This window comes from Enterococcus gilvus ATCC BAA-350 (assembly GCF_000407545.1).
In the GTDB taxonomy this organism is placed as follows: Bacteria; Bacillota; Bacilli; order Lactobacillales; family Enterococcaceae; genus Enterococcus_A; species Enterococcus_A gilvus.
On record NZ_ASWH01000001.1, the window covers coordinates 2,223,352 to 2,246,735 of the forward strand.

General features: G+C 41.4%; 22 protein-coding genes. 9 read left to right on the forward strand and 13 right to left on the reverse strand.

Annotation, left to right across the window (positions count from 1 at the left end; genetic code table 11):
* Positions 1 to 20: 20 nt before the first annotated feature.
* The gene (locus I592_RS10925; protein ID WP_010780148.1) at positions 21 to 1,373 is read left to right on the forward strand and encodes a Mur ligase family protein; all 1,353 of its coding nucleotides are present in this window, start codon (positions 21 to 23) and stop codon (positions 1,371 to 1,373) included.
* Positions 1,366 to 2,052, forward strand: a complete 687-nt coding sequence (locus I592_RS10930) for a type 1 glutamine amidotransferase (protein WP_044926545.1) — start codon at positions 1,366 to 1,368, stop codon at positions 2,050 to 2,052. The genes I592_RS10925 and I592_RS10930 overlap by 8 nt, the downstream gene beginning before the upstream one ends.
* 54 nt (positions 2,053 to 2,106) lie before the next feature.
* On the opposite strand, the gene manA is transcribed toward I592_RS10930, so the two are convergent.
* The 3 genes from manA to I592_RS10945 form a co-directional block, all read right to left on the reverse strand.
* A complete protein-coding gene (manA, locus tag I592_RS10935; RefSeq protein WP_010780146.1) occupies positions 2,107 to 3,057 on the reverse strand; it encodes a mannose-6-phosphate isomerase, class I in 951 nt (316 codons plus the stop codon).
* 23 nt (positions 3,058 to 3,080) lie between these two features.
* Positions 3,081 to 4,112, reverse strand: a complete 1,032-nt coding sequence (locus I592_RS10940; protein WP_010780145.1) for a serine hydrolase domain-containing protein — start codon at positions 4,110 to 4,112, stop codon at positions 3,081 to 3,083.
* Positions 4,113 to 4,288: 176 nt separating this feature from the next.
* Complete coding sequence (locus I592_RS10945; protein WP_010780144.1) at positions 4,289 to 5,110, reverse strand: VOC family protein; 822 nt, start codon at positions 5,108 to 5,110, stop codon at positions 4,289 to 4,291.
* A gap of 301 nt (positions 5,111 to 5,411) precedes the next feature.
* On the opposite strand from I592_RS10945, the gene I592_RS10950 reads away from it, so the two are divergent.
* Positions 5,412 to 5,720: a rhodanese-like domain-containing protein gene (locus I592_RS10950; RefSeq protein WP_010780143.1), complete on the forward strand. Its 309-nt coding sequence runs from the start codon at positions 5,412 to 5,414 to the stop codon at positions 5,718 to 5,720.
* 94 nt (positions 5,721 to 5,814) lie between these two features.
* Positions 5,815 to 6,435, forward strand: a complete 621-nt coding sequence (locus I592_RS10955) for an NAD(P)H-dependent oxidoreductase (RefSeq protein ID WP_010780142.1) — start codon at positions 5,815 to 5,817, stop codon at positions 6,433 to 6,435.
* Positions 6,436 to 6,464: 29 nt separating this feature from the next.
* Here the strand turns inward: I592_RS10955 and I592_RS10960 are convergent, their stop codons facing one another.
* Positions 6,465 to 7,634, reverse strand: coding sequence for an AI-2E family transporter (locus tag I592_RS10960; RefSeq protein WP_010780141.1), 1,170 nt, complete (start codon positions 7,632 to 7,634; stop codon positions 6,465 to 6,467).
* Between the two features lie 12 nt (positions 7,635 to 7,646).
* Entirely contained in the window at positions 7,647 to 7,991 is a 345-nt protein-coding gene (locus I592_RS10965; RefSeq protein ID WP_010780140.1) for a PTS glucitol/sorbitol transporter subunit IIA, read from the reverse strand.
* 106 nt (positions 7,992 to 8,097) lie between these two features.
* Here I592_RS10965 and I592_RS10970 point away from each other — a divergent pair, with 106 nt between their 5' ends.
* Positions 8,098 to 9,120 carry a lactonase family protein gene (locus I592_RS10970; RefSeq protein ID WP_010780139.1) on the forward strand — a complete coding sequence of 341 codons (1,023 nt, stop codon included), beginning with the start codon at positions 8,098 to 8,100 and terminating at the stop codon, positions 9,118 to 9,120.
* Positions 9,121 to 9,189: 69 nt separating this feature from the next.
* A complete protein-coding gene (locus tag I592_RS21625) occupies positions 9,190 to 9,351 on the forward strand; it encodes a hypothetical protein (protein WP_010780138.1) in 162 nt (53 codons plus the stop codon).
* 262 nt (positions 9,352 to 9,613) lie between these two features.
* Here I592_RS21625 and I592_RS10975 read toward each other — a convergent pair whose 3' ends face one another.
* Positions 9,614 to 10,039, reverse strand: a complete 426-nt coding sequence (locus tag I592_RS10975) for a hypothetical protein (protein WP_010780137.1) — start codon at positions 10,037 to 10,039, stop codon at positions 9,614 to 9,616.
* A gap of 149 nt (positions 10,040 to 10,188) precedes the next feature.
* On the opposite strand from I592_RS10975, the gene I592_RS10980 reads away from it, so the two are divergent.
* Positions 10,189 to 10,692 (forward strand): GNAT family N-acetyltransferase, encoded by a 504-nt coding sequence (locus I592_RS10980; RefSeq protein ID WP_010780136.1) that lies wholly within the window; start codon positions 10,189 to 10,191, stop codon positions 10,690 to 10,692.
* A gap of 50 nt (positions 10,693 to 10,742) precedes the next feature.
* On the opposite strand, the gene I592_RS10985 is transcribed toward I592_RS10980, so the two are convergent.
* From I592_RS10985 to I592_RS11015, 7 genes are all read right to left on the reverse strand, one after another.
* The gene (locus tag I592_RS10985; RefSeq protein WP_010780135.1) at positions 10,743 to 13,421 is read right to left on the reverse strand and encodes a cation-translocating P-type ATPase; all 2,679 of its coding nucleotides are present in this window, start codon (positions 13,419 to 13,421) and stop codon (positions 10,743 to 10,745) included.
* 242 nt (positions 13,422 to 13,663) lie between these two features.
* Positions 13,664 to 14,410: a tRNA 2-thiocytidine(32) synthetase TtcA gene (locus I592_RS10990; protein ID WP_010780134.1), complete on the reverse strand. Its 747-nt coding sequence runs from the start codon at positions 14,408 to 14,410 to the stop codon at positions 13,664 to 13,666.
* A gap of 17 nt (positions 14,411 to 14,427) precedes the next feature.
* Complete coding sequence (locus I592_RS10995; protein WP_010780133.1) at positions 14,428 to 16,233, reverse strand: LTA synthase family protein; 1,806 nt, start codon at positions 16,231 to 16,233, stop codon at positions 14,428 to 14,430.
* 310 nt (positions 16,234 to 16,543) lie between these two features.
* A complete protein-coding gene (gene nadE, locus I592_RS11000; protein ID WP_010780132.1) occupies positions 16,544 to 17,368 on the reverse strand; it encodes an ammonia-dependent NAD(+) synthetase in 825 nt (274 codons plus the stop codon).
* A gap of 15 nt (positions 17,369 to 17,383) precedes the next feature.
* On the reverse strand, positions 17,384 to 18,856 hold the full coding sequence (locus I592_RS11005; protein ID WP_010780131.1) for a nicotinate phosphoribosyltransferase: 1,473 nt from the start codon (positions 18,854 to 18,856) through the stop codon (positions 17,384 to 17,386).
* Positions 18,857 to 19,014: 158 nt separating this feature from the next.
* A complete protein-coding gene (locus I592_RS11010; RefSeq protein WP_010780130.1) occupies positions 19,015 to 19,377 on the reverse strand; it encodes a DUF1827 family protein in 363 nt (120 codons plus the stop codon).
* A 154-nt stretch (positions 19,378 to 19,531) separates the two neighbouring features.
* Entirely contained in the window at positions 19,532 to 22,447 is a 2,916-nt protein-coding gene (locus tag I592_RS11015) for an NADH-dependent flavin oxidoreductase (protein WP_010780129.1), read from the reverse strand.
* Positions 22,448 to 22,820: 373 nt separating this feature from the next.
* Here I592_RS11015 and I592_RS21630 point away from each other — a divergent pair, with 373 nt between their 5' ends.
* Positions 22,821 to 22,958, forward strand: a complete 138-nt coding sequence (locus tag I592_RS21630; RefSeq protein WP_155857544.1) for a hypothetical protein — start codon at positions 22,821 to 22,823, stop codon at positions 22,956 to 22,958.
* A gap of 151 nt (positions 22,959 to 23,109) precedes the next feature.
* Entirely contained in the window at positions 23,110 to 23,352 is a 243-nt protein-coding gene (locus I592_RS11020; RefSeq protein WP_010780128.1) for a hypothetical protein, read from the forward strand.
* The last annotated feature ends 32 nt before the right edge of the window (positions 23,353 to 23,384 follow it).

The following is a 23,384-nucleotide window of genomic DNA, read 5'->3' on the forward strand; positions in this document are numbered from 1 at the left end:
ACAGACATGGAGGATGTGTAATGGGGTTACGAAGTCATCTGGCGATTTCAGCCGGCAAGACCGCCCAATGGGTATTAAAAACGTTCTTTAAAGGTGGATCAAGTTATCCTGGTCAATTGGCTTTAAAGATGGATCCAAAAATTTTAGATACATTGGTGAAGGATTACAAGGTGGTCGTAGTCACTGGAACGAATGGGAAAACGTTGACGACGGCATTGACCGTTAACATTCTGAAGCAAGAGTTTGATTATGTGCTGACGAATCCAACGGGGGCCAACATGGTTCAAGGAATTGTATCGACCTTTTTAAATGCCAAAGGAAAAAAAGGCGACAAGAAAATCGCCGTTCTAGAAATTGATGAAGCCAGCTTGAGCAAGGTTACGGAATACATCAAACCTGAACTATTCTTATTTACAAATATCTTCCGCGATCAAATGGACCGCTACGGCGAAATTTATACTACCTATAAACTTATTGTAGACGGTGCTGCAAAATCACCGAGTGCACCTATTTTATGCAATGGGGATTCGCCTATCTTCAATTCATTGGAAACGGTGAATCCAAGAAAATATTACGGCTTCGATCACTTACCCGATGAAGATCAGGAAGCTCACTACAATACGGACGGACTCCTTTGTCCAAAATGTCAGCACATCTTGAAATATAAAATGATCACTTATGCCAACCTTGGAAAATACTACTGTCCAAACTGCGGCTTCCACCGTCCAGCATTGGATTACAAATTAACTAAGATGAAGGCAATGGACAACCAATCGTCAGAGTTTGTGATCGACGGTCAGGAGTACAAGATTGAAGTTGGTGGCATGTACAATGTGTACAATGCTCTCGCAGCGACCGCTGTAGCAGAATATTATGGCGTCTCCAAAGAGAAAATCAAACGCGGCTTAGGCTATGATGAAAAGGTCTTCGGACGGCAAGAAGAATTTGAGATCGAGGGAAAAAAATGCACCTTGGTCTTAGTGAAGAATCCGGTCGGCTTGAACCAAGTCATCGACATGATCGGACTAGCACCCTACCCCTTCTCCCTAGTTTCATTATTGAATGCAAACTATGCAGATGGTATCGACATTAGTTGGATCTGGGACGGCAACCACGAGGCTTTTGCTGAAATGGACATTCCGGCAGTCATCGCTGGCGGCGACCGTCACGAAGATATGGCGCTGCGCTTACGTGTTGCAGGGATTTCTGATGAGAAGCTAACCGAGACAGATAGCTTGACGGATGTCATTGAAAAGATCAAACTATTGCCGACGGAGCATGTGTATATCCTTGCGACTTACACAGCCGTTTTACAGTTACGGAAAGAATTAGCTCAAAGAGGCTACATTGATGGAGGTATGGATCGTGGCTAACTACGAATTGAACTTAGCACATTTATACGGAAATTTGTTAAACACTTATGGGGATAACGGCAATCTCTTGACGCTGAACTACTATGCTAAACAGATGGGTATTGAGATCCATTCAGAGATCGTCAGTATTTACCAAGCGTTTGATCCCGATAAATACGATTTCGTTTTTATTGGCGGCGGACAGGATTATGAGCAAGTGATCGTCTCAAAAGATATCCAAGATAAAAAGGAAGACTTGACTAAATATATCGAAAACGATGGTGTCATTCTATCTATTTGTGGCGGCTACCAATTGTTAGGCCATTACTATATCGGTGCAAATGGTGAAAAAATCGATGGTATCGGTGCGTTGGACCATTACACGCTAAGCCAAGATAATCATCGCTTCATCGGGGACATTGAGATCCATAATGAAGAATTTGGGGAAACCTACTATGGCTTTGAAAACCACAATGGCCGAACATTTTTAGGCGAAGGAGAACGCCCTCTTGGTACGATTGTTAAAGGCAACGGCAACAACGGCGAAGACCAAGGAGAAGGCGTCATCTATAAAAATGTTTATGGCTCTTACTTCCATGGCCCCATCTTAGCTCGAAATAAAACATTGGCGGTGCGTCTGCTTCATACCGCGCTTAAAAATAAATATGGCGAAGAGGTAGAACTGCCGGAATTGCCATAACGTCAAAGAAGACCACCCGCTCATGAAGCGGATGGTCTTTTTTTGCAGATTTATTTATTTTGTTCCAGGCGTAGATGCGATGATCTTCATTTCGCCTTCTACTTTCCACTCAGTCATTTGTGCTGGTAAAATGCAGCTTGTGCCAGGCTTCATTTCGTAGCTTTGACCCTCTGCGATCAGATTGCCATATCCTTCAATAACTGTGACCAACGTGTAGTCGCCTTCTTTTTTAAGTGACAGCTCACCAACAACATCCCATTCATAGACATTGAAGAACTCTGTTTTTAAATACGTGATGACAGAAGAGCGTCCCTTTTTGCTTTCAGTGATTTCCAATTCTGGACTGATTGCAGGGACTGTCGTTACGTCGATGGATTGCTGGATGTGCAATTCACGGGTATTTCCTTGATCATCCTTACGATCATAATCATAGACACGGTAAGTTGTATCCGAACTTTGCTGTGTTTCTAAAATCATGATGCCTTTTCCGATTGCGTGGATCGTTCCACTTGGTACGTAGAAGAAATCCCCTTGTTTCACTGGTACGCGGCGCAAAAGATCGTCCCAACGTTCTTCTTTGATCATTTCCGCTAGTTCTTCACGGGTTTTCGCATTATGACCATAAACGATTTCTGAACCTGGTTTCGCATTGATAATGTACCAGCATTCTGTTTTTCCTAATTCACCCTCGTGCTTCAACCCGTAGCTATCATCAGGATGCACTTGAACAGATAAGTCATCTTCAGCATCTAAAATTTTTGTAAGTAGCGGAAAGACATCGCCTTCTGCGTTGCCAAACAATTCGCGGTGTTCGCTCCAAAGGTCACTGACCTTCCATCCTTTATAGGGGCCATTTTCTACGACACTAACGCCGTGCGGATGTCCGCTGATCGCCCAGTCTTCCCCGATTTTGTCGTTAGGGATATCAAACCCAAAGACCGTATGTAATTGGTCCCCTCCCCAAATTTTTTCTTGAAAAACTGGTTTTAAAAATAGTGGTTCCATGATAGTTGCTCCTTTTTATAGCTTTATTTTTGATACACTCTTGTTCGTTCATTTAAATAACAGGTGATTATCTCATCACGATGGGCAACATAGCTGGCGCGATGATCTTCTGTATGAACACGATTTGACAGAAAGAGAAACGCGGATCGTTTTGTGACGTCCAATAATAGAAAGGTTCCGGTATAGCCGGTATGAAAAAGCAAGGGCGTCTGATCCAACGAACCCTGTTTCAAGTCCCACCCGATGGAACGCCCCCCGTTTCCTGTTGGCGTCTGATCATGAAGCAGTTCTTGGATTGTCTTGTCATGCAAATAAATCATATCGCTAACACGCCCAAGATTCAAATACATTTTTGCAAATTTGCTTAAATCTTTCAGATTTGTAAATAGCCCTGCGTTTCCAGCATGTTCTGCCAAAACACGTGCCTTTGGGTCGTGAGTCGATCCTTTCAAAATACGCCCGTCTGACAATTTTTGTGTAGGGACAATCGTATTGTACGGCGGCTGTGGTAAAAACAAGCTGTCCGACATATTCAAAGGGCGTAGAACTTCTTCCTTGAACACTTCGATCGCATTTTTTTGATAGAGGGCTTCGATCAAGAACCCCAGCAAAATCGTTCCTGCATCGGTATACTTCACGGATTTTCCAAGATTGTCTCCCGGCTGCAACGTCAGATAGGCCGCACGCAGTTCCTCAGCGGTTAACTGATCCCGGTTTGGAATGTACGTTTGGATGTCTGATGTATGGGTGAGCAAGTGTCTCAATGTGATCGTCTCATTTTGAAACTCTGACAGCAGCTCATGAAGGGGCTGATCCCAAGAAATTTTGCCTGCTTCTTTCAGCCTAAGCATGACCGTGGTCGTACAAACGACTTTTGTCAGCGAAGCCACATCAAAATGGAACTCTTCCTGCATTGGAATCACCGTTGGTTCAATCTGTGCAAATCCGAGTGTGTGACACTCCTCAAGCTCGTTTTCGATAAACTGAAAAACAGCTCCAGGAAAAACACCCGCTTGCCTTTTTTCTTCTATTAAATGACGTGTCTCAGGATACATTGGCAACCCTCCTTTTAAATATTCTCTAAAAAGTATAGCATAAAACAAAACACACGCACTTTTGAATGTGTTTCTACATTCAGCACCCCTACGTTGAATTAAAAGAAATGACTATTCCTGGTTTGAGTGAGATCGAAGACAACAAAAAAACCGCGATTACTCGCGGTTATGTATATCTATTTTAATACGAACCACCACTCGATGCCGGCTGCATCATAGATCGTGATCAAGGACTCTTTTTTGTCGATGAAAAATTCTAATTGTTCTTCCGTTAAATGATGGATAAGTTCTAATAAGTTCTCTTTTGAAACTTTGAATTGCAGAAAATCAAGGCCAAGGACTTTATCCGTCGGCAGATCGATCGTACCGCCTGTCGCATTTGTCAGTCCCACGTTAAATTCCCCACGATTCAACAGCAATTCTTCTTCGCTCTCATCGTATACAGTCAGACCTAGAATATTTTTTAAAAAAGCTTGCTGCTTGTTCAGGTCGCTGACATTCAAATGGATTTTGTCAAAATACGCCTCATGAATTTTTTCACGCTTCGTTGCCTTTTTCAGCAGCTTTTCAAAATCTAGTTGAACGGGCTCTGATGTCGAACGTTCCTTACTTGGCGCATAGAAAATCTCAATTTCATTTCCTTCAGGGTCTTCAAACAGCAGCCCTTTTTCTTCATCCGCCTGTAAAGCAGATTTAATCGGATATTCCTCTTTTTCTGCTCGATAGTAGACGTTCGCCAATTCTTCGATATTTGGTACCACGAGTGACACGCGCTGCATTTTTTTAATTTCCCCACGGTGTTCATTTGCCCGAGGACTCTCTTCTAACCATAACAGTTCACTTGCTGGATCTTTGTATCCAAGAATCGCCAATTCGTTTTCTTCACGCAATAGATGCAGTCCAATAATATCTCGATAAAAATGGATCATGGCATCACGATCTCGTACACGAATAGCGATCGTTTTTAAATTAAGTTTCCCTAATTGAAAATTTCCCATTGTTTTCTTCCCTCCGTCATTCCTATTTTAACGATGCACTCTGATTCACGCAAGCGATATCTGTTTTGAATCGACGACTCTTTTGTTATTTGACCAAAAATGTCCAATTCTTTTCAAATCCCTCTTTTTTTTGAATAAATCCCAAATTTTTATCAACAATTTCTGGATATGAAAATATTTTGATTGATTTCTTCATTTTTCCTGAAAAAGGAGTAAAAACTCCGCAATAACACTTGTAATCAGACAACAAATAGATTAAAGTTGGAATCAATATTAAGAAAGAAAAGGTTGTCGAAGAAAGATGTATAACTCAGTAACAACAAAAGAATTTATGGCCCTTGCTGAAAAGGAACCCTTAGATGTTTTAGATTTGAGAGATCCTGATTTTGTAGATTCCTTTGATTTACTTGAAAATTCAAAGGTCACTCGTATTCCATTGACTCAGTTGCCCAATCGTTTAAGCCAGCTTGATAAAGGTAAAACGTATTACCTCTTTACCGAATTCGGAGGCCGTTCAAAAACGATGGCGCAATTTTTACGAAACAAAGGATTCCAAGTCGCAAACGTGATCGGCGGAACATCTGCCTATCGTCGTTATGTAGCAAGCTAAATAAATCTTTATTGAACGTTTCGAGCAGAAAAATTGTCTGTTGTCGATATATTGTGTACGATTCGTTTGTAATTAAATTTAAGGAGTGTTAGTTTTGGCAAATGTTTTAGTAGTGAATGCTCACCCGTTGTCCGCAGAAGACTCTCAAACTGTAAGTGTTTTGGAAACTTTCATCGAGGCACATCAAGCTAGTCATCCAGAAGATGTTTTCACCATGTTAGATTTGTATTATACAGATATTCCAGAAATTGACGGCGACTTATTATCCGCTTGGAAATCGCTTCAAAAGGGAACTGATTTTACAGAATTAAGTAATGTTCAACAAGAAAAAGTTCGTGTCTTTAATGAATTTACTGATCAATTTTTAGCTAGTGAAAAAATCGTTATCGCCAACGCTTTGTGGAATTTAAACATTCCTACACGATTAAAAGCATGGTTTGATACGATCAACGTGGCAGGTAAAACCTTTAAGTATACTGCAGAAGGTCCTACCGGTTTGATAACTGATAAGAAAGCTGTTCATATACAATCAAGTGGCGGTACATATAATGGTCAAGATTTCTCAGCGCAATACGTTAAGGGAATGATGAATTTTATTGGTATCACTGATTTTGATTCCATTTACATTGAAGGTGCGGATTATGATCCATCAAAAGCACCTGAGATCATGAATGCGGCAAAAGAAAAAGCCAAATCATTGGCTGCGCAGTTTTAATTGATACTTTACGTAAAAACACCTGTCGATCAGTCATCGACAGGTGTTTTTGTTGTATCGTCTTCTTCATAAAGGTTTGAGACACCTTTGTACCATTCAAATACATGGATCGCAATAACTTTTGCGACGGCGTAAAAAGGAATCCCTAGAATGACGCCCGCAATACCGAAAATCTTTCCGGCTGTCAGCAATACGAACATGATCGTAACAGGATGAATCTCTAATTGATTCCCCAGCACCAATGGTGACACGATCCGTCCTTCGATCGTCTGTTCGATCGTAAAGACAATAATGACTTTTACCAGCATGATCGGGCCGGTTACTAAGGCAATGAAAACTACCGGGACCATGGCTAAGAACGATCCTAAATAGGGGATCAAATTCAACACACCTGCTAGAATTCCTAAGGTGATCGCGTAGTTCATCCCCACTAGCGAGAAGCCGATAATAAACATCACTGCCACCGCAAAAGCGACAGTCAACTGTCCGCGAATATATGAAGCCAGTTGTGAATTCATTTCAGTCATCACGCGTAATGACGGTTTGCGCATTTTAGTCGGCAACAATTTAAGGACATACGGTACTAACTGGTCACCGTCTTTTAATAGGAAAAACAAGATGATCGGTGCTGTGATCAAAGCGATCACGACAGTCGCTAAGGTTGAAACGACGCTTCCCAATCCCTGCAACGTCACACGAGAAATATTTTGTGCTGTTTCTGTTAACGATTCTAGTAATTTTTGCAAACTATTGTCGATATGCTGTTGAAAGGGTTCAAAGGATGGATCTTTAAAAATCTCACTTGCCTTATCACTGATCGTATCGAAATACCCCGGCAAGCTTTTCAACATCGAACTAAGCTGCTCACGAATTTGCGGAATGATCACAACGATTCCCCAGATGATCAATGCCACAACAACTACAAAGAGTAAAATAATCGCAATACTTCGCTTAACACCCTTTTTCTCTAGAAAGTTGACTACTGGATTCATCAAATAGTAGAGAATTCCGGCGATCACGATAGGTAGACCCACGATGGCAAAAAACTGTCCGACAGGCTCAAAAATATACGATACTTTCGTAAAAACCAACGTGATCAACAGCAGCAACAATACGATGATCAATGCCACTACGACTTGGCTGTTCAAAAACCATTTCCAAAACCAAGACGTTTTTTGCGTCAATTTCTTTTTATCCACGCACTCACGCTCCTATTGAAATGTAATTTTCATCCCTACTTCCAAATCTGGAAGTTTTTCTGGGGAAACATAAATCCCATTTGGGATCATGCCAACCTCTTCTTGAAAAAAGACAGTCGCATGTCCGATCTCATTAAGATTTTCATTGGCTAACGGTCCAACACCATTTATTTTGTAGCTTTGCTCGCCAAAAATAAGCTGTCCGCCTTTTTTCAAATCAATGGGTGTCTCATTGATTTTCTTCTGAACGATCGAAACATCCATTAAATCTGGTGTAATCGTCTGTCCGAAAAGAATCAAGATATTTTCATCATTAACTGCATTTTTTCCAATTTGAGTGATTTCAGTTACTGTCATACGTCACGCTCTTTTCTTGTTTATTTTTCAATTATATCATAAAGTTAGCGCTATCCAAGTGACAATAAACTTGCTAAAATGGATGTACACTGAAGGAGGTTTTTTCATGATCCAAAAAATACTTTTAGGCACTTACACCCGACGCATCAGTCAAGGAATCTATCAAATCGATCTGAATACCGACACTGAAACGTTAACTAATCTAGAATTAGTAACAGCGGAAATAAGCCCAACATACCTTACTAAAAGTAAAGAAGAAGTTCTTTACGCCGTTACGAGCCGTGAGGAAAAAGGCGGAGTGTCTAGCTACGACCCTCAAATCAATTTTTTGAATGCGGTGACAGAAGAAGGCGCTCCGCCATGTTATGTGGCTGTTGATGAAGCACGTCAATTGGTTTACGGAGCAAATTATCATAAAGGGGAACTGAACACGTACAAGATCCAATCAGACGGCTCCCTTGAAGCGGCTGCATCCCTTGCACATAAAGAACCAACAGGGCCTCACAAAAATCAAGACCATGCACATACTCATTATACCGACCTAGCGCCAGATCAACGCTTAGTCGTATGTGACCTTGGTACTGACCGTGTCTACACCTATGATGTTGCTGACAACGGTGCCGTTGAAGAAGTCGCGGTCTATGTCGCTGAACCTGGGACGGGGCCTCGTCACTTAGTTTTTCATCCGAATGAAACAACTGCCTACTTATTTGGTGAATTGGACAGTTCCGTTAGCGTCCTCAGCTACGATCAGACAGATGGCAGCTTCACTCAAAAACAAAAAGTTTCCACTTTGCCCGCAGACTTTGACGGTGAAAACGGCGGTGCTGCGATTCGCATCTCTAACGATGGGCGCTATTTGTACGCATCGAATCGCGGACATAATTCAATTGCCGTTTTCGCGATCACTGAAAATGGGCAACATATCGAAAACGTACAAAGCATCTCAACAGAAGGCGATTTCCCACGAGATTTCGCGTTAAGTCCTGACAACGCGTATGTCGTTGCAGCGAATCAAAACAGCGACAACCTGACGCTTTATCGTCGGGATGCCGAAAGCGGCCTATTGACAATGATCCAAAAAGACGTCTATGCGCCAGAAGCGGTTTGTGTCTATTTCGAAGCCTAGCTCAGTTCAAACGAGTTTCACGTGTTTTGATTTCATAGACAGTGTCAGTTAGTGTGGAGGGAATTGCTGATGAATAAAGAAGAAGTCATTGAGCGGCTTAAAAAGGATTTGGACTTGCCAAATTTTAAAGGGCGTCTTGATGAGAAGGACTACAGTGAAGAAGACTATCAAAAAATTAAAAACAATCTGAATGATTATTTCGAGAACTATGTAAGAAATATCGAAAATTAAACAATCCGGCTGACCTTAAGTGTGCACTTAAACGTCAGTCGGTTTTTATTATAAAAAATTTGGATCGACCAACACTAAAAAAGGACAAAAAAAAGCACCGATCGGCAAATCGGTGCTAAAGGAGTATTACCTAAATGTAATGAAAAAGAAAAGGTTGTTATTGGTTATGAATTAATAATACCCGAATCTTACCCATCTGTATTTAAAATAACGTTATAATAAAATTAGAAAACTTTTGTTCTCTTATTTTTTGGATTGTTCGCTATTTCAATAACAGGTTCGTAATTTTTTGGATTGTTTTATAAATTTTATCCGTTGCTTCATCTTGTTTTTTTTCTGCTGCATTGAAGGCTTCCTCATTTACTTCCGGCAATAAGCTGTCTGTCATTTCTTGGCAGCCTTCGACATATTGAATAAATGCGCGTTCAAATTTCTTATGATTGCCGATCACCTTTGCGGGTGGTTTCAACATGCTGATTTTTTCTAAATTTAATTCGTAGAACTGTGTCCCCTCTTTGAACAGCTCGTGGATCTCTGACAGGTGTTCTTGATCAAATTCAGTGATCGTCTTTTCATCTAAAGCAGTACGGATTTCTTCATAGCTTGGGTGTAACCGTTCACCCATCTTTTCAGTATTTTGAACGATCTCATTGATCTCTCTTGCATAGTATCCTGTATTCGGTCGCATTCCTTTATTCCCACTTTCTTTTCTGGATACCTTCATTTTACCGATTTTTCGCCATTATGCAAAGCTGTTCAGAAAAACTTAAAAGCCGCTTCATTTCTATGGGAAGAGATGCTATGGTTAAAGAAATTGTTTCGAATGGAGGATTTTCTATGGATACGATCATCCGAAAATGGCATAGAGACGATGCCGAAGAGCTGGCAAAAGTTTTGTCTAATAAAAACATTCATGACAACTTGCGAGACGGTCTGCCTTTTCCATACACTAAAAAAGATGCCCAAGCATTCATTGAATCTATGTTGCGTGCTGATTCGTCGAGCACATTTGCTTTCGCCATTGTTGATGGGGATAGAGTGATTGGCAGTATCGGTGTTTTTCGCTCGGAAAATATCCATCGGCGTACGGCTGAAATTGGGTATTATCTTTCCGAAAATGATTGGGGCAAGGGCTTTGCTACGCGAGCCGTGACAGCTGTTACGGCGTATATTTTCAAAGAAACCGATATTCTGAGGATTTTTGCAGAACCCTTTTCCACCAACAAAGCCTCTTGTCGATTGCTGGAAAAATGCGGGTTTCAATTCGAAGGAACCTTGCGGAAAAATGCGGTGAAAAACGGTGAAGTAAAAGACATGCACATGTATGCACTGATTAAATAAAAAAACTTCGCAGGAGATCGGATAAGGATCGCCATGCGAAGTTTTTTGGTTTATTTTTCTTTTAACGTTTTACGTTGGAAGAATTTCACGATCTCAACAATTGGAATAATCGCAAAGGAAGCACCGATCACGATCCCCCATTGATACAAGTCAAGATGTGCTACCCGGAAGACATCGTTCAGTCCTGGCACAACGATGATGACCATCATTAACACAAAGGATAATAAGATCGCCCAGTTAAAGCTCTTGTTGCGGAAGGCACCAACTTTGAACAAGGATTGATGCACAGATTTCACGTTGAATGCGTGGAATAGCTGCATTAAGCCTAACGTTGCAAAAGCCATCGTCAAGGCGTCCGAATGAATCTCTCCATAATTTGAATGAACCGGCCATTGAATCGCTGACCAATAAACAAACAATACGGTACTCGCTTCTAAGATCCCTTGATAAATAATACTTGAGAAGACGCCGCCAGAAAACAGATTTGAACTGCGTCCCCGTGGTTTATGCTGCATCAAGTCTTTTTCCGCAGGCTCCATTCCTAAAGCGATCGCAGGAAAAGTATCTGTTACTAAGTTGATCCATAATAAGTGGATTGGCAGCAAGGTATCCCAAGCAAGCAAAGTAGCGATGAATAACGTCAATACTTCTCCTAAGTTCGCAGCCAATAAATATTGAACCGCTTTTTGGATATTGGAGAAGACTTTACGTCCTTCTTCCACAGCAACGACGATCGTCGCGAAGTTGTCATCCGCAAGAACCATATCAGAAGCTCCTTTGGAAACCTCTGTCCCTGTGATCCCCATACCAATACCGATATCCGCTTGCTTCAAGGCAGGTGCATCATTGACGCCGTCCCCTGTCATGGCAACTACTTTTCCTTCTTTTTGCCACGCTTTGACGATCCGAACTTTATGCTCTGGAGACACACGGGCATAGACTGAATAATGCTCTACCTTCTGAGCAAACTCTTCATCTGAAAGTTCATTTAATTGCGCACCGGTTAAAACAGACGCATCGTCGCCCTTTTCGATGATCCCCAAACGAGCAGCAATCGCTTCTGCGGTATCTTTGTGGTCACCAGTGATCATAATTGGACGAACGCCCGCTTCTTTAGCCACACGTACTGCTTCGGCCGCTTCGGCACGTTCTGGATCGATCATGCCGACTAATCCAGCAAAGACCAATTCGTTTTCAACGACTTCCGTTTCTAATTCTGCTGGAACGTGGTCTACATATTTGTAAGCCATGCCCAATACACGCAGCGCTTGCTGCGCCATGTCTTTGTTATTCGCTAAAATATCTTGTTTTTCTTTCTCTGTCATAGGAACCACTTGATCATTCAACAAGATATGTGTCGTCCGATCAAGCAAGACATCTGGAGCGCCTTTGACAGCTACTAAGATTTTTCCATCTTGCTCTTCATGCAGCGTGCTCATCAGCTTACGATCTGAGTCGAAAGGCAGCTCACCCACGCGAGGTTCTGCAGCAACTTTTTCACGTACATCAAAATGATTATTCAATCCAAATTGCACAAGCGCTGTTTCTGTTGGATCGCCGATCAAACTGCCGTCTTGCGCGATTTTTGTATCGTTCGCATAGTTCATGACTTTCATCGCCATACTATCGCTAGGTACTTCGCCATTCGCATCGTATTGATGGTTGTCGACGTAAAGCTTTTCAACCGTCATCTGATTTAACGTCAAAGTCCCTGTTTTATCAGAAGCAATAATATCTGTTGAACCTAAAGTTTCCACTGCAGGCAATTTACGAATCACAGAATTTCGTTTAGCCATCACTTGGGTCCCTAAAGCAAGAATGATCGTAACGATCGCTGGCAAGCCTTCAGGAATAGCCGCAACTGCTAATGAGATCGAGGTCAAGAGCATATCGACCCACGAGGTATCGTTAAAGACAGTTCCTACGAAAAACATCACGACAGCAATAATAATAATAGCAAGTGTCAAGAATTTACCCAATTGGTTCAAGTTGTTTTTCAATGGTGTCTCTGTTTCATCTGCTTGTGCTAACATTCCAGCAATCTTACCAACTTCGGTATTCATTCCAGTATTCACGACCACACCTTTTCCGCGGCCATAGGTGACGTTACTATTTGAATACGCCATATTCACACGATCACCGATGCCCACTTCGCCTGCATCAATAACGATCAACTCTTTTTCTACCGGAACAGACTCTCCTGTTAAAGCAGCTTCTTCAATCTTTAATGAAGCGACTTCGATCAAACGTAAGTCCGCAGGGACCACATCACCGGCCTCCAGCATTACGATATCGCCGGGAACAAGATCGGTAGATTTCACAGAAAGGATATGACCATCACGTAAAACATTGGCATTTGGTGTAGACATTTCACGCAAGGCCTCAATGGCTTGTTCAGCCTTCGATTCTTGTACAACACCCATCACCGCATTGATGATCACAACGGCTAAAATAATGATCGAATCCACTACTTCATGAGAAACGACCGCAGAGATGACTGCCGCAAACAATAGGACGATAATCATCAAATCTTTAAATTGTTCTAAGAAGCGAGCAAGCATACTTTTCTTTTCGCCCTCTTCTAATTCATTCAAACCATACTCATTTAGGCGTTTTTCTGCTTCCGCAGTTGTCAGCCCTTCTTCAGTCGTTTGAACTTCTGCTAAAACCTGTTCTTTTTCTTCTGAATAAAAAGGATTTATCAGTTGTTGTTTTTTCTCCTCGGACATTTTTTTCCTCCTTAAATTAGTGTTCCTTTTGGAAGTAAAAAAAATAGACTTGTGTATGCGAAAGACACATACATAAGTCTCACTATTTAAGACAACACCAGAAAAATATCTTTTTCTTGCTGGTGGCGTTGCCACAGCTTGCGCTGCCAGTTACTCCCTCATGAATACAAAACGAATTATAGCATGAGAAAAGGCGGGAATACAATCACTACTTTTAAAATAATCGATTGTAAGAGCTTCCACTAGAGACTTTTATTCCAAAAATCTTCAGCTGTTCCTTGTTCCATGCCCATTATAAACTTTTCTCGAATATCTGGGTAGTGATTCGCCATGTTGGTCACTAAGTTCTTTATCTCTTCCCGTTTTGTTTTTTTATCCACAGGACAAGGATTAAAAACAACCGGCAGCTCTTCGCGTTTCACAAGGCGGATGATTTGTTTTTCTTCCAAATAGATCATCGGACGGATTAACGTTACGTTTGTTTTCGATAGATAGCTTTTTGGCTCAAAACTATTCATCCTTCCGTGAAACAAAAAGTTCATGTAGTAAGTCTCGATCGCGTCATCTACATGATGCCCCAACGCGACTTTTTGACACCCCAATTCATGGGCTCGATTGTATAAGATTCCTCGGCGTAGTTTTGCGCATAAGGAGCAGGGGGATTTTTCTTCCCGAATATCAAAAACAACTTTGGCAATGTTTGTCGGAACAATTTCTAATGGATACCCCAACTGTTCAACGAAAGCCTGCATCGGCGTAATGTCACACCCTTCAAATCCCATATCAAGCGCGATCGGTACCAGCTCAAAATCAAACCCCAACCTTCTTTGTCGACGAATCCGATCCAACAAATAAAGCAACGTCGTGCTATCTTTTCCGCCACTCATACCGATCGCCACTCGATCTCCTGGTTCGATCATTCCATGCGTTAAGATCGCACGGCGAACCGGATTGTAATAACTCTGATTGTCTTTCTTTTTAAATCCCATGGTTTACTCCCTTTGGTTTATTCAAAGAATGCTTCTTTTAAGCTGTATTGATTTCCGGATGTGATGTCATATTGGATCATTTGATAATCCTGATATAATTTTTCTTGCTTCTTGTTCAATCGAGCTTCTTTAAACCACTGCCCACTTTGATAGTACATTCCTTTTTCAAATGCTGGCAGCTCGTTTTGCAGTTCTACTAATAACTGCTGAAAGCCAGTCATTTGCAGTCGCCCTTGTTGAAAAAGATCTGCCGCAAAATAAAATGGACTTGTTGTCACCCGCTCGTTGTTCAACTGATGCCGGTTGTCGTACATGAGAAATTCAGTCTCATGTAATGGGTGTCCTTGATTCTTCTCTTGAATCTCCTCCGAATAAATCCCTGGCAAATGATCGCCCCAGAAGACGACCAATGTCCGTTCAGGCAATTTGTCCAGCTTAGTCAGAAAATCATTCAATGCTTCACTGCTGTATGCGACATCTTGCAAATAACTTCTTACAGCCATACTGTCTTCTCCTTTGACAAGATAAGGCAGTTCGTCGTATTTATTTTCATACGGCATATGCGTCTGCATCGTCACCAAGTGTAAGAATTGCGGTTGATTCTTTTTTTCTAATTGATCGAAGACTTCCTGATACGCTGCCTTATCGGAAATATAGGGATTGTTTTCGATTTTGTCTTTATGCGTCATCGTGCTTTCGTCGAGAAATTGATCGAAGCCGAATGTTTTATAAACGTCTTTTCTTTTGTACATGGATGTATTGTACGGATGGATCGCGGTTGTTTCATAACCTCGCTCTTTTAATGTCCCTACTAATGAAGGAAATGACTTGAATTCTGGTACCAGCATCGTATAAGGTGTCGTCATCTGTGCATTGAAGAGCTCCATTGAAAATCCAGTCAATGCTTCAAATTCGATATTCGCAGTACCGCCGCCGTAATTTTGCGAGAGCATTTGTCCGCTGTAGGTCGTGTCTGCCACCTCACGATACGCCTGCAATGGATCACCGCCATAGATCTCTAACCCTTTCAATCGGCTTGGATCGGAGAAGCTTTCACTCATCACATACACGATATTCGGCTTTTCTTCGGATGCGTTCTCCTTTTTCGGCTGATACTCTTCCGTGATTTTTTTGACTGCAGCAGCAGAATAGTTTGCGGGCTCCTCCATCGCATCGACAGGCAAATTGTATAGAAAACCGCCCATAAATCCTGTGTTGTAATAATTCATTTTCTGACTGTATGGAATCCACAACGCCGTCTTATTATAGGCTTCTCGCAAGACATTTCCCTGCTGATTAAAGCCGCCTGCATAAATCAAAAGACCACTCGTCAAAACAAAAATGCTCAAGCGAATCCATTGCTGCTTTTTCTTTAGTTTCAAACTCTTCTTTACACTAAAGACGATTAACAGCAACCCAATCACCAGAAGTAGTAAAAAGAGAATAAACACCGGTATTCCAACGATGTCGCGAATCATTCCAAATTCAGTAATCATTTTCAGATCATCGGGATAGATTGGTTCCATCCGATACTTCATTTTTAAAAAATTGGCGCTTCCCACACCGATCACGGTCAGAGCATAAAAAAGACTCCCCATTTTTAATGAACCTAGCAAACTACTGATCCAGCCATAAAAAACCAGCAGCACAAAACATCCTAAAAAGAATTTCTCCGTGTGCCAAGAAAAAGCGAATTTAAATGCCAAGTCAAAAGAAAAATCATTTTGCGTCAATTGAAAAAAAAGATTGGAAACAATAATTAACCCGACGATACCGATTCCGACTAGAATTGGACGCCAAGGAAGCTTTCGAAGTTTTTGCATATCTCTCTCCCATTCATACATTCGTAAAGATGTTCTCTCTACTCCTTAAAAGTTCTCCGAGATCTCATCCCTTGTTTTATCTAATTAGTTAGAATGCCTGCCATTCTGCGGCACCCTTTTCTTCTCAAAAAACAATTAGCGGCGATTCATAAAAATCGACCAATACCTTAAATAGTTTAGCGAGAAAACGGAACAAAGTAAAGAATGCCGACAACTTCCTTAAACTAAATTCATAGAACAATTTTTTAATGAGGGGAACAAAAAAAGCCTAGTGAAGAACGTTCTCCACTAGGCTGCATCATTCCTTCGATTATTTCCAGAAATCATCAAAGACCGTAATTGGTAAATGACGTTTATGCTGCGTTTTGTTCCACCAATTTTCGATCGTTGCTTGGGCACTCGCTTCAATTTCTCGACCTTCCAAATAGTCGTCAATGTCATCATAAGTGACCCCAAGTGCGACTTCATCCGCAATCAATGGTTTGCCATCTTCTAGATCGGCTGTTGGAACCTTCAAATACAAGGATTCATCTGCGCCCAATTCCTTCAGCAGCATTTTTCCTTGGCGCTTGTTCAAACGGAACAACGGCAAGATGTCTGCACCGCCATCGCCAAATTTCGTGAAGAAACCTGTGATATTTTCCGCTGCATGATCTGTTCCGATTACGGCACCTTGATTGTCTCCTGCGATCGCATACTGAGTAATCATTCGTTGACGTGCTTTGATGTTTCCTTTATTGAAGTCACTGATAGCGACTCCTGCTTCTTCTAAAGCCGCCACTTCAGCATCTACCGCTCCTTTGATATTCACGCTTAAGCTTACATCTGGTTTTATAAACACCAAGGCTCTCTTTGCATCTGCTTCGTCTGCTTGCGCGCCATAAGGCAAGCGAACAGCAAAGAATTTGTAGGCCTGATCCCCAGTTTCTTCACGCATTTCTTCCATTGCAAGTTGTGCCAAACGACCTGCCAATGAAGAATCTTGACCACCGCTGATTCCCAATACAAAAGATTTCAAAAATGGGTGCTTTTTCAAATACGCTTTTAAAAATTCAATACTTCTCCGAATTTCTTCTTGAGGATCAATCGATGGTTTTGTTCCTAATTCCTTAATGATCTCTTCTTGCAACGTCATGACGACTCCACTCCTTTAATCTTCTTCTTCCGTTTTTACCATAGATTTACGCACTTGGTCCATAATTTTGTTTTTATGGTTCCAGCACTCAGTTGAAAGATCGACTGGATATTTTTGTGGATTAAGGTCACGTTTATACTCTTCCCATAAGGAATCCAAACTATCTTTAGCCGTTTGCTTCACAATTTCTAAATCAGGCAGTTCATAGACGCGCGTTCCTTTTACGAAAATGTCTTTTAAGACTGGACGCGCTTCAAAGTTTTTAACTGTTTTATTGATATAAGGATAGACGGGATGGAACATGTAGATTTCCTTTTCTTCTCTCGGGTCTTCATCCCACAAAGTCACATAATCCCCTTCTGATTTGCCATCAGATTTACGCGTGATCCGCCACACTTGCTTTTTCCCTGGCGTCGTGACTTTTTCTGCATTGCTGGAAAGTTTGATGGTGTCCATCATCTCTCCCTCTTTGTTCTCAATCGAGACTAATTTGAAGACAGCACCAAGAGCCGGTTGATCGTAAGCTGTGATCAGCTTCGTTCCGACACCCCATACATCGATCTTCGCATGCTGCATTTTTAAGTTGAGAATGGTGCTTTCATCTAAATCATTCGATGCATAGATTTTCGCATCTGGAAATCCTGCTTCATCTAATTGTTGGCGGACACGTTTCGAAATATAGGCCATGTCACCGCTATCGATACGTACACCTAAAAAGTTGATCTTATCGCCCATTTCTCGTGCAACTCGGATGGCACTTGGCACGCCTGATCGGATCGTATCGTACGTATCAACTAAAAAGACACAATCCCGATGTGTTTCTGCGTAAGCTTTAAATCCTTCGTAATCGTTGCCGTAAGACTGGATCAATGAATGCGCATGCGTGCCGCTATCTGGAATACCAAAAATTTTTCCAGCACGCACATTGCTTGTTGCATCAGCACCACCAATATAAGCCGCTCGTGTTCCCCATATAGCAGCATCTAATTCCTGTGCACGACGTGTCCCAAATTCTAATAAAGGATCATCTCCAATAACGGATTTAATGCGCGCCGCTTTGGTTGCAATCAAGGTTTGAAAGTTTACGATATTCAACAATGTCGTTTCGACCAATTGGCATTGCAGCAGTGGTCCTTCCACCTGGATGATCGGTTCATTATTAAAGACCAATTCACCTTCTACCGCTGAACGAACGGTACAAGCAAATTTGAAATCTCGCAAATAATCGATAAAATCTGCCGGGTAATGTTCCACTTCACTTAAATATGCCAAGTCACTTTCACTAAACGTCAAATCTTCCAAATATTTTACAAGTCGTTCTAGACCAGCAAAGATGACATAGCCATTATCAAAAGGCATATTACGGAAATAACACTCAAATACGGCGTGAAGATCCGCTCGACCCGTCTCCCAATAAGTTTTCATCATATTGATTTGATAAAGGTCCGTATGAAGTGTCAAACTGTCATCTTCGTACAACTTTTTCATAGTCATGCTCCTCATTTGTTTTTAGTAATTTAAACTATTTCACTCATTATATCACAAGAGTTCTGGGGGCGGCATTCTAGCCTCCTTACAATTGAACTGAATTTCGATGCCTATAAAGGAACACGGGGAAAAGTTTTACACTCTTCCCCGTGGTACGATTATTTTTCTTTTGAGACTTTATATTCCACAGCAATAATATCTTTGTATCCTTCTTTAGGTCGGATTCCAGCCTGCATCATTTGTTTTTTATACCCGACATCGACAGTCACATCTTTCCGATCAACTTTCAATAAGCGATGGATGATCGTATCGACTTCTTGATGACTGATTTTCCGCTGACGATTGATCAATAATAAATCGATCGTATCAAAGCGATCCGCATAGATAATTTTTGTTCGGTCGTAGGCGTACAATTTAAGCAACTTGATAGCCGGACGCTGCTCAAACAGGTAACCCGTTAAATTTGGATAGAGTGTTTCTAAATTAACATTGCTATTCAAAGGTGTCTCAATTAATTTCATTCAGTAAGCCCCTTTTCTATATCATTTAGTCGAATGGACTGTTTTCTTTTTCTTCATTCATTATTTTAACATATGGAGCAAATGTTTTTTAATCAATCAAAAAAATTTTTTTAGAAAAGAAAAAAATCCCGAGGCATCTGCCTCAGGATCACTTTTATTGTACGATTGATTCTACTTGAACTGTTTTTTGGACAGTTTCTGCCGCTAATTTTCCTGAAGTTAACGCCCAAGCGTTGTTCGCACCTGATGGAGAGTCGCTTCCCATTACACCACCGACTACTTCTCCAGCCGCATACAATCCTTCGATCGCTTGATCGTTGCGATTCATGACTTGCAGGTCGCTGTTTGCCACCAAACCACCCATTGTTGTAGCAAAACGTGGTTTTTGCTCGATCATGTAATAAGGACCTTCACCAACTTTTTCTTGCAGGAACTCTAGCTGACGGTCAAAGTCTTCGTCTTTTTGCTTCTCTACCCATCCGTTATAGCGGGCAACAGTATCGACCAAACTTTCACGAGACATATTTGCCTTTTCAGCCAATTCTTCTAAGGTAGCTGCTTGGAAAATTTGCGGTGTTTCTGCTTCGTTTTCGATCCAGCGTGCCAAATCTTCTCGTGTAATGCCGCCTTCTTCAACAGCTTCTGTAAAGATTTCAAAGTGCTTGGCATCCATCAGTAAGAACAGCATTTGCGGATCTTGCTGTAGAAGTACTTTCAAAATTTCTTTATTACTAGCCCGCTCATTGATCACACGTTTTCCTGAAGTATTTACTAGTAGGCCATTACGCTTCAAGACTTCGATATTTCCGCCAATCGTTGATTTAGCATAGCCTTGAGAAACCTCTACACCATTCGGATAAATTTTCCCATATTCCATTAAACGTGTTGCTGCATTTAGCTCTGGAGTCGTTGTCATCAGAATGCCGTCACCCGTAGATGATTTCGTTCCGTAGAACAAAATATTGTTTAACTCTTGACTCAACAGATTTGGATTGTTTCCGTAACCGCCAGTTGTTAAGATCACTGCTTGCGCATGAATATTATGGCGTTTCCCCGTATCCTCTACCGCTGTCAAACCTGTAACTTTGCCATTTCCATCTGTCAATAAGCTTTCAGCCTTTGTTTGAAGATAGATCGTCACGTTGCTTCTTTCCAACGCTTTTCTTGCACTTGCTGCAAAGCCATGACCGCCATCTTCGTAAGCCAACTCACGATTTTTCCGATATTCTGCGAGCGTATGCAGACCGTTCTTCATATCGTATTCAACGCCCATGTATTCATGGACCCAGTCTGTCGTCTCTCCAACATTTTCAGCCAATGTCGTCAATAATTCTGGTACGTTCAGTCCGCTGCCGTTTGCAAGGAAATCTTCCACCATACATTCAGCCGTGTCATCGCTGACCCCTGCCGCTGCTTGTAATTTAGAGCCCATAACAACTTGATTTCCGCCGCTGATTGAAATCGCGCCGCCTACGAAACTCAATTTTTCTACTACAATCGTTTTAAGACCCATTTGATCTGCTCGCAATGCTGCCGAGATCCCTGCAGCTCCTGACCCAACGATCACGACATCTGCTTCTTCTTCAACAACTTCTTTAGACCATTTAATGGTTGGTTTTGGACGTGCCTTTAATACTTCAGAGCTGGCTCCTGCCATCTCGACAGCTTCAGCAACTCCGTCAATCAGCCCTTGGCTAGAAGCAGAAGCCCCTGAGATCACGTCTACATTCAGGGTTTGACCATCAATGATTTGTTGCGGCAAACGAATGAATACTTGATCCGATAATCCTTCTGACTCATTGCTTTGATCCGCTTCGATTTTTTCGATTCGTTCTTCAGAGAATGTCACATTCATTGCAAGCTCGCTGTTATGACCCTTTGCTTCCACTGTATAGGTCCCTGGCTTGAATGTCAGTTTCACCTTTTGCAGTTCTTTCAATCGTTCATGTTTGCGTTTTTCTTCTTCTGGGTCAATGACCATATATGACATGAAGTCCCACAATGGTGTTGGGATCAACAATTTGCGTTGCGCACTCACATGTGCGTAATCAATCACTTCTTGCCCTTCCTTGATCATGTTTACCCAGTTTGGTTCGATCAAGAATCCTTTACCAACTGCCAGCAAATCATAGCCAAGTTTCATGGCATCTTCAGCATCTGCACGTTGCAAGATCGATCCTACACCCATGATTGGGATTTGAGCCAATACAGGAGAACGTTGTGCTAAGTATTTTGTGATCAATGGTTCTGGATCATCAGAATCAACAATCGATGGACGGGTATAAGCCCCCATTGAAAAGTGGAAATAATCCGGCTGTAATTCCGCAAGCGTATTCAATAAATACATCGTATCGTCAAAATGAATTCCTGGCTCTTCCAATTCTTCAGGAGAAAAACGATAGCCGACGATAAAGTTTTCCGCGCCTTGTTCTTTTGCAACGCGTTGAACTTCTTTCATCACTTCTAATGGAAATTTCGCCCGCTTCTCACGGCTGCCGCCCCATTGGTCCTCACGACGATTTGAATGCGGAGAGAAAAACTGTTGCAAAAGAAACGTGTTCGCACCGTGGATTTCCACACCGTCAAAGCCTGCTTCAATCGCACGACGAGTCGCGTCGCCGAAAAATGCAATCATTTCTAAAATCTGTTCTTCTGTCATTTCACGAGGGACAGGTGCGTTAGGTCTCAATGCTGCCACTGGACTTGCTGAAATCGGTACTGCACCGCCGTTGATTTCAGGCCACGCCATTCTACCTGCATGATAAATTTGCATGATCGATTTTGAACCTTTTGACTTGATCGCTTGTGCCAATTCAGTCAAACCAGCAACTTTTTTATCTGTATCTACACCCAAAGCTCCAGGAAATCCTCGGCCTTTATCTTCAATAAAGCAACTTTCAACGATGATTGCAGCCGCATCGCCTGAACGAAATGCATAATAATCAATAATTTGCTGTGTGATTTCTCCGTCATAAAAAGCGGATTGTGTTGTCATTGGCGACATAAACAAACGATTCTTAAAACTTGTCCCGGATGCTAACGGAATCTCATCAAATAAATTTCTTAACATATGGTTCTCCTTTCAAAATAAACGCTTTATTCATCAAATTCTTTTGATATGTAACAAACTTCACATGAATTGTCATACGCGTGCCAAATTATTTTTTTCATTTCTTCTATACATTAGCCTGCTGCTCCATTTACGTTGAAACATTCTTTTGATAATTTGTGAACAAGGAAGTACACTTCCTTCTTACGCTCATTGTAAGAAATTTAATCAATAAATTCCAATAGTTTATTTACATATAATCAATAGATTTTGTTTATGTATTTCTATTCCGATTAGTACCTTCTTTTTTAATGACAGAAGGAGTCACCCACCGGAAGCAATTTCAGAGTTCTTTCCTTGTGGATTACTGATTTTTTGACACCCATTCTCGTTTATGAATACGCAAAAAGAAGCCACCGGGAAAATTCCCGATGGCTTTGAGAGTGCTTTCTATCTTAGCATTTCTTACATCATGCCGCCCATCAAACTGAACGTTTTATCACTTGTTCAAACTAGTCAAAAAACGCTTTAAACCAATGTTTAATAACAATTTATTCACGATAAAAATTCGAGCTAGAACGGACTAGTTAGACTTTTTTGCCCCTTTTTTGCCCCTTTTTAGTCTTAATATTCTGCCTATGCTATACTAAATTCGAGGTGATTATAAGGATACATTTACTGGAATGCTAACAAAAATTAAATTGATTGAAGAAAAGCCACTGCTAGTGAGATTCACATTAGCAACAGAGGAAACCCTAATCAATTGTATAATCACGAAAGAAATATTGAGTAGACAAATAATGATGCTGCCGGATGACAAATATACAGTAGCAGTGAAAGGTCATTTCAACAAGACAAATCAATTAGTCGTCCAGGAGCTGCGTATTCTAGACAAAGATGAATTTACCAATCGTCTAGGAATATAATCTTTTCTAATGATCCGTGCTACCAAAAAACT

Coding starts and splice junctions, on each gene's coding strand:
- I592_RS10925 (WP_010780148.1), top strand. CDS start 21: ATGGGGTTACGAAGTCATCTGGCGATTTCAGCCGGCAAGACCGCCCAA.
- manA (WP_010780146.1), bottom strand. CDS start 3,057: ATGGAACCACTATTTTTAAAACCAGTTTTTCAAGAAAAAATTTGGGGA.
- I592_RS10940 (WP_010780145.1), bottom strand. CDS start 4,112: ATGTATCCTGAGACACGTCATTTAATAGAAGAAAAAAGGCAAGCGGGT.
- I592_RS10945 (WP_010780144.1), bottom strand. CDS start 5,110: ATGGGAAATTTTCAATTAGGGAAACTTAATTTAAAAACGATCGCTATT.
- I592_RS10950 (WP_010780143.1), top strand. CDS start 5,412: ATGTATAACTCAGTAACAACAAAAGAATTTATGGCCCTTGCTGAAAAG.
- I592_RS10965 (WP_010780140.1), bottom strand. CDS start 7,991: ATGACAGTAACTGAAATCACTCAAATTGGAAAAAATGCAGTTAATGAT.
- I592_RS10970 (WP_010780139.1), top strand. CDS start 8,098: ATGATCCAAAAAATACTTTTAGGCACTTACACCCGACGCATCAGTCAA.
- I592_RS21625 (WP_010780138.1), top strand. CDS start 9,190: ATGAATAAAGAAGAAGTCATTGAGCGGCTTAAAAAGGATTTGGACTTG.
- I592_RS10975 (WP_010780137.1), bottom strand. CDS start 10,039: ATGCGACCGAATACAGGATACTATGCAAGAGAGATCAATGAGATCGTT.
- I592_RS10980 (WP_010780136.1), top strand. CDS start 10,189: ATGGATACGATCATCCGAAAATGGCATAGAGACGATGCCGAAGAGCTG.
- I592_RS10985 (WP_010780135.1), bottom strand. CDS start 13,421: ATGTCCGAGGAGAAAAAACAACAACTGATAAATCCTTTTTATTCAGAA.
- I592_RS10990 (WP_010780134.1), bottom strand. CDS start 14,410: ATGGGATTTAAAAAGAAAGACAATCAGAGTTATTACAATCCGGTTCGC.
- I592_RS10995 (WP_010780133.1), bottom strand. CDS start 16,233: ATGCAAAAACTTCGAAAGCTTCCTTGGCGTCCAATTCTAGTCGGAATC.
- nadE (WP_010780132.1), bottom strand. CDS start 17,368: ATGACGTTGCAAGAAGAGATCATTAAGGAATTAGGAACAAAACCATCG.
- I592_RS11005 (WP_010780131.1), bottom strand. CDS start 18,856: ATGAAAAAGTTGTACGAAGATGACAGTTTGACACTTCATACGGACCTT.
- I592_RS11010 (WP_010780130.1), bottom strand. CDS start 19,377: ATGAAATTAATTGAGACACCTTTGAATAGCAATGTTAATTTAGAAACA.
- I592_RS11015 (WP_010780129.1), bottom strand. CDS start 22,447: ATGTTAAGAAATTTATTTGATGAGATTCCGTTAGCATCCGGGACAAGT.
- I592_RS21630 (WP_155857544.1), top strand. CDS start 22,821: ATGAATACGCAAAAAGAAGCCACCGGGAAAATTCCCGATGGCTTTGAG.
- I592_RS11020 (WP_010780128.1), top strand. CDS start 23,110: ATGCTAACAAAAATTAAATTGATTGAAGAAAAGCCACTGCTAGTGAGA.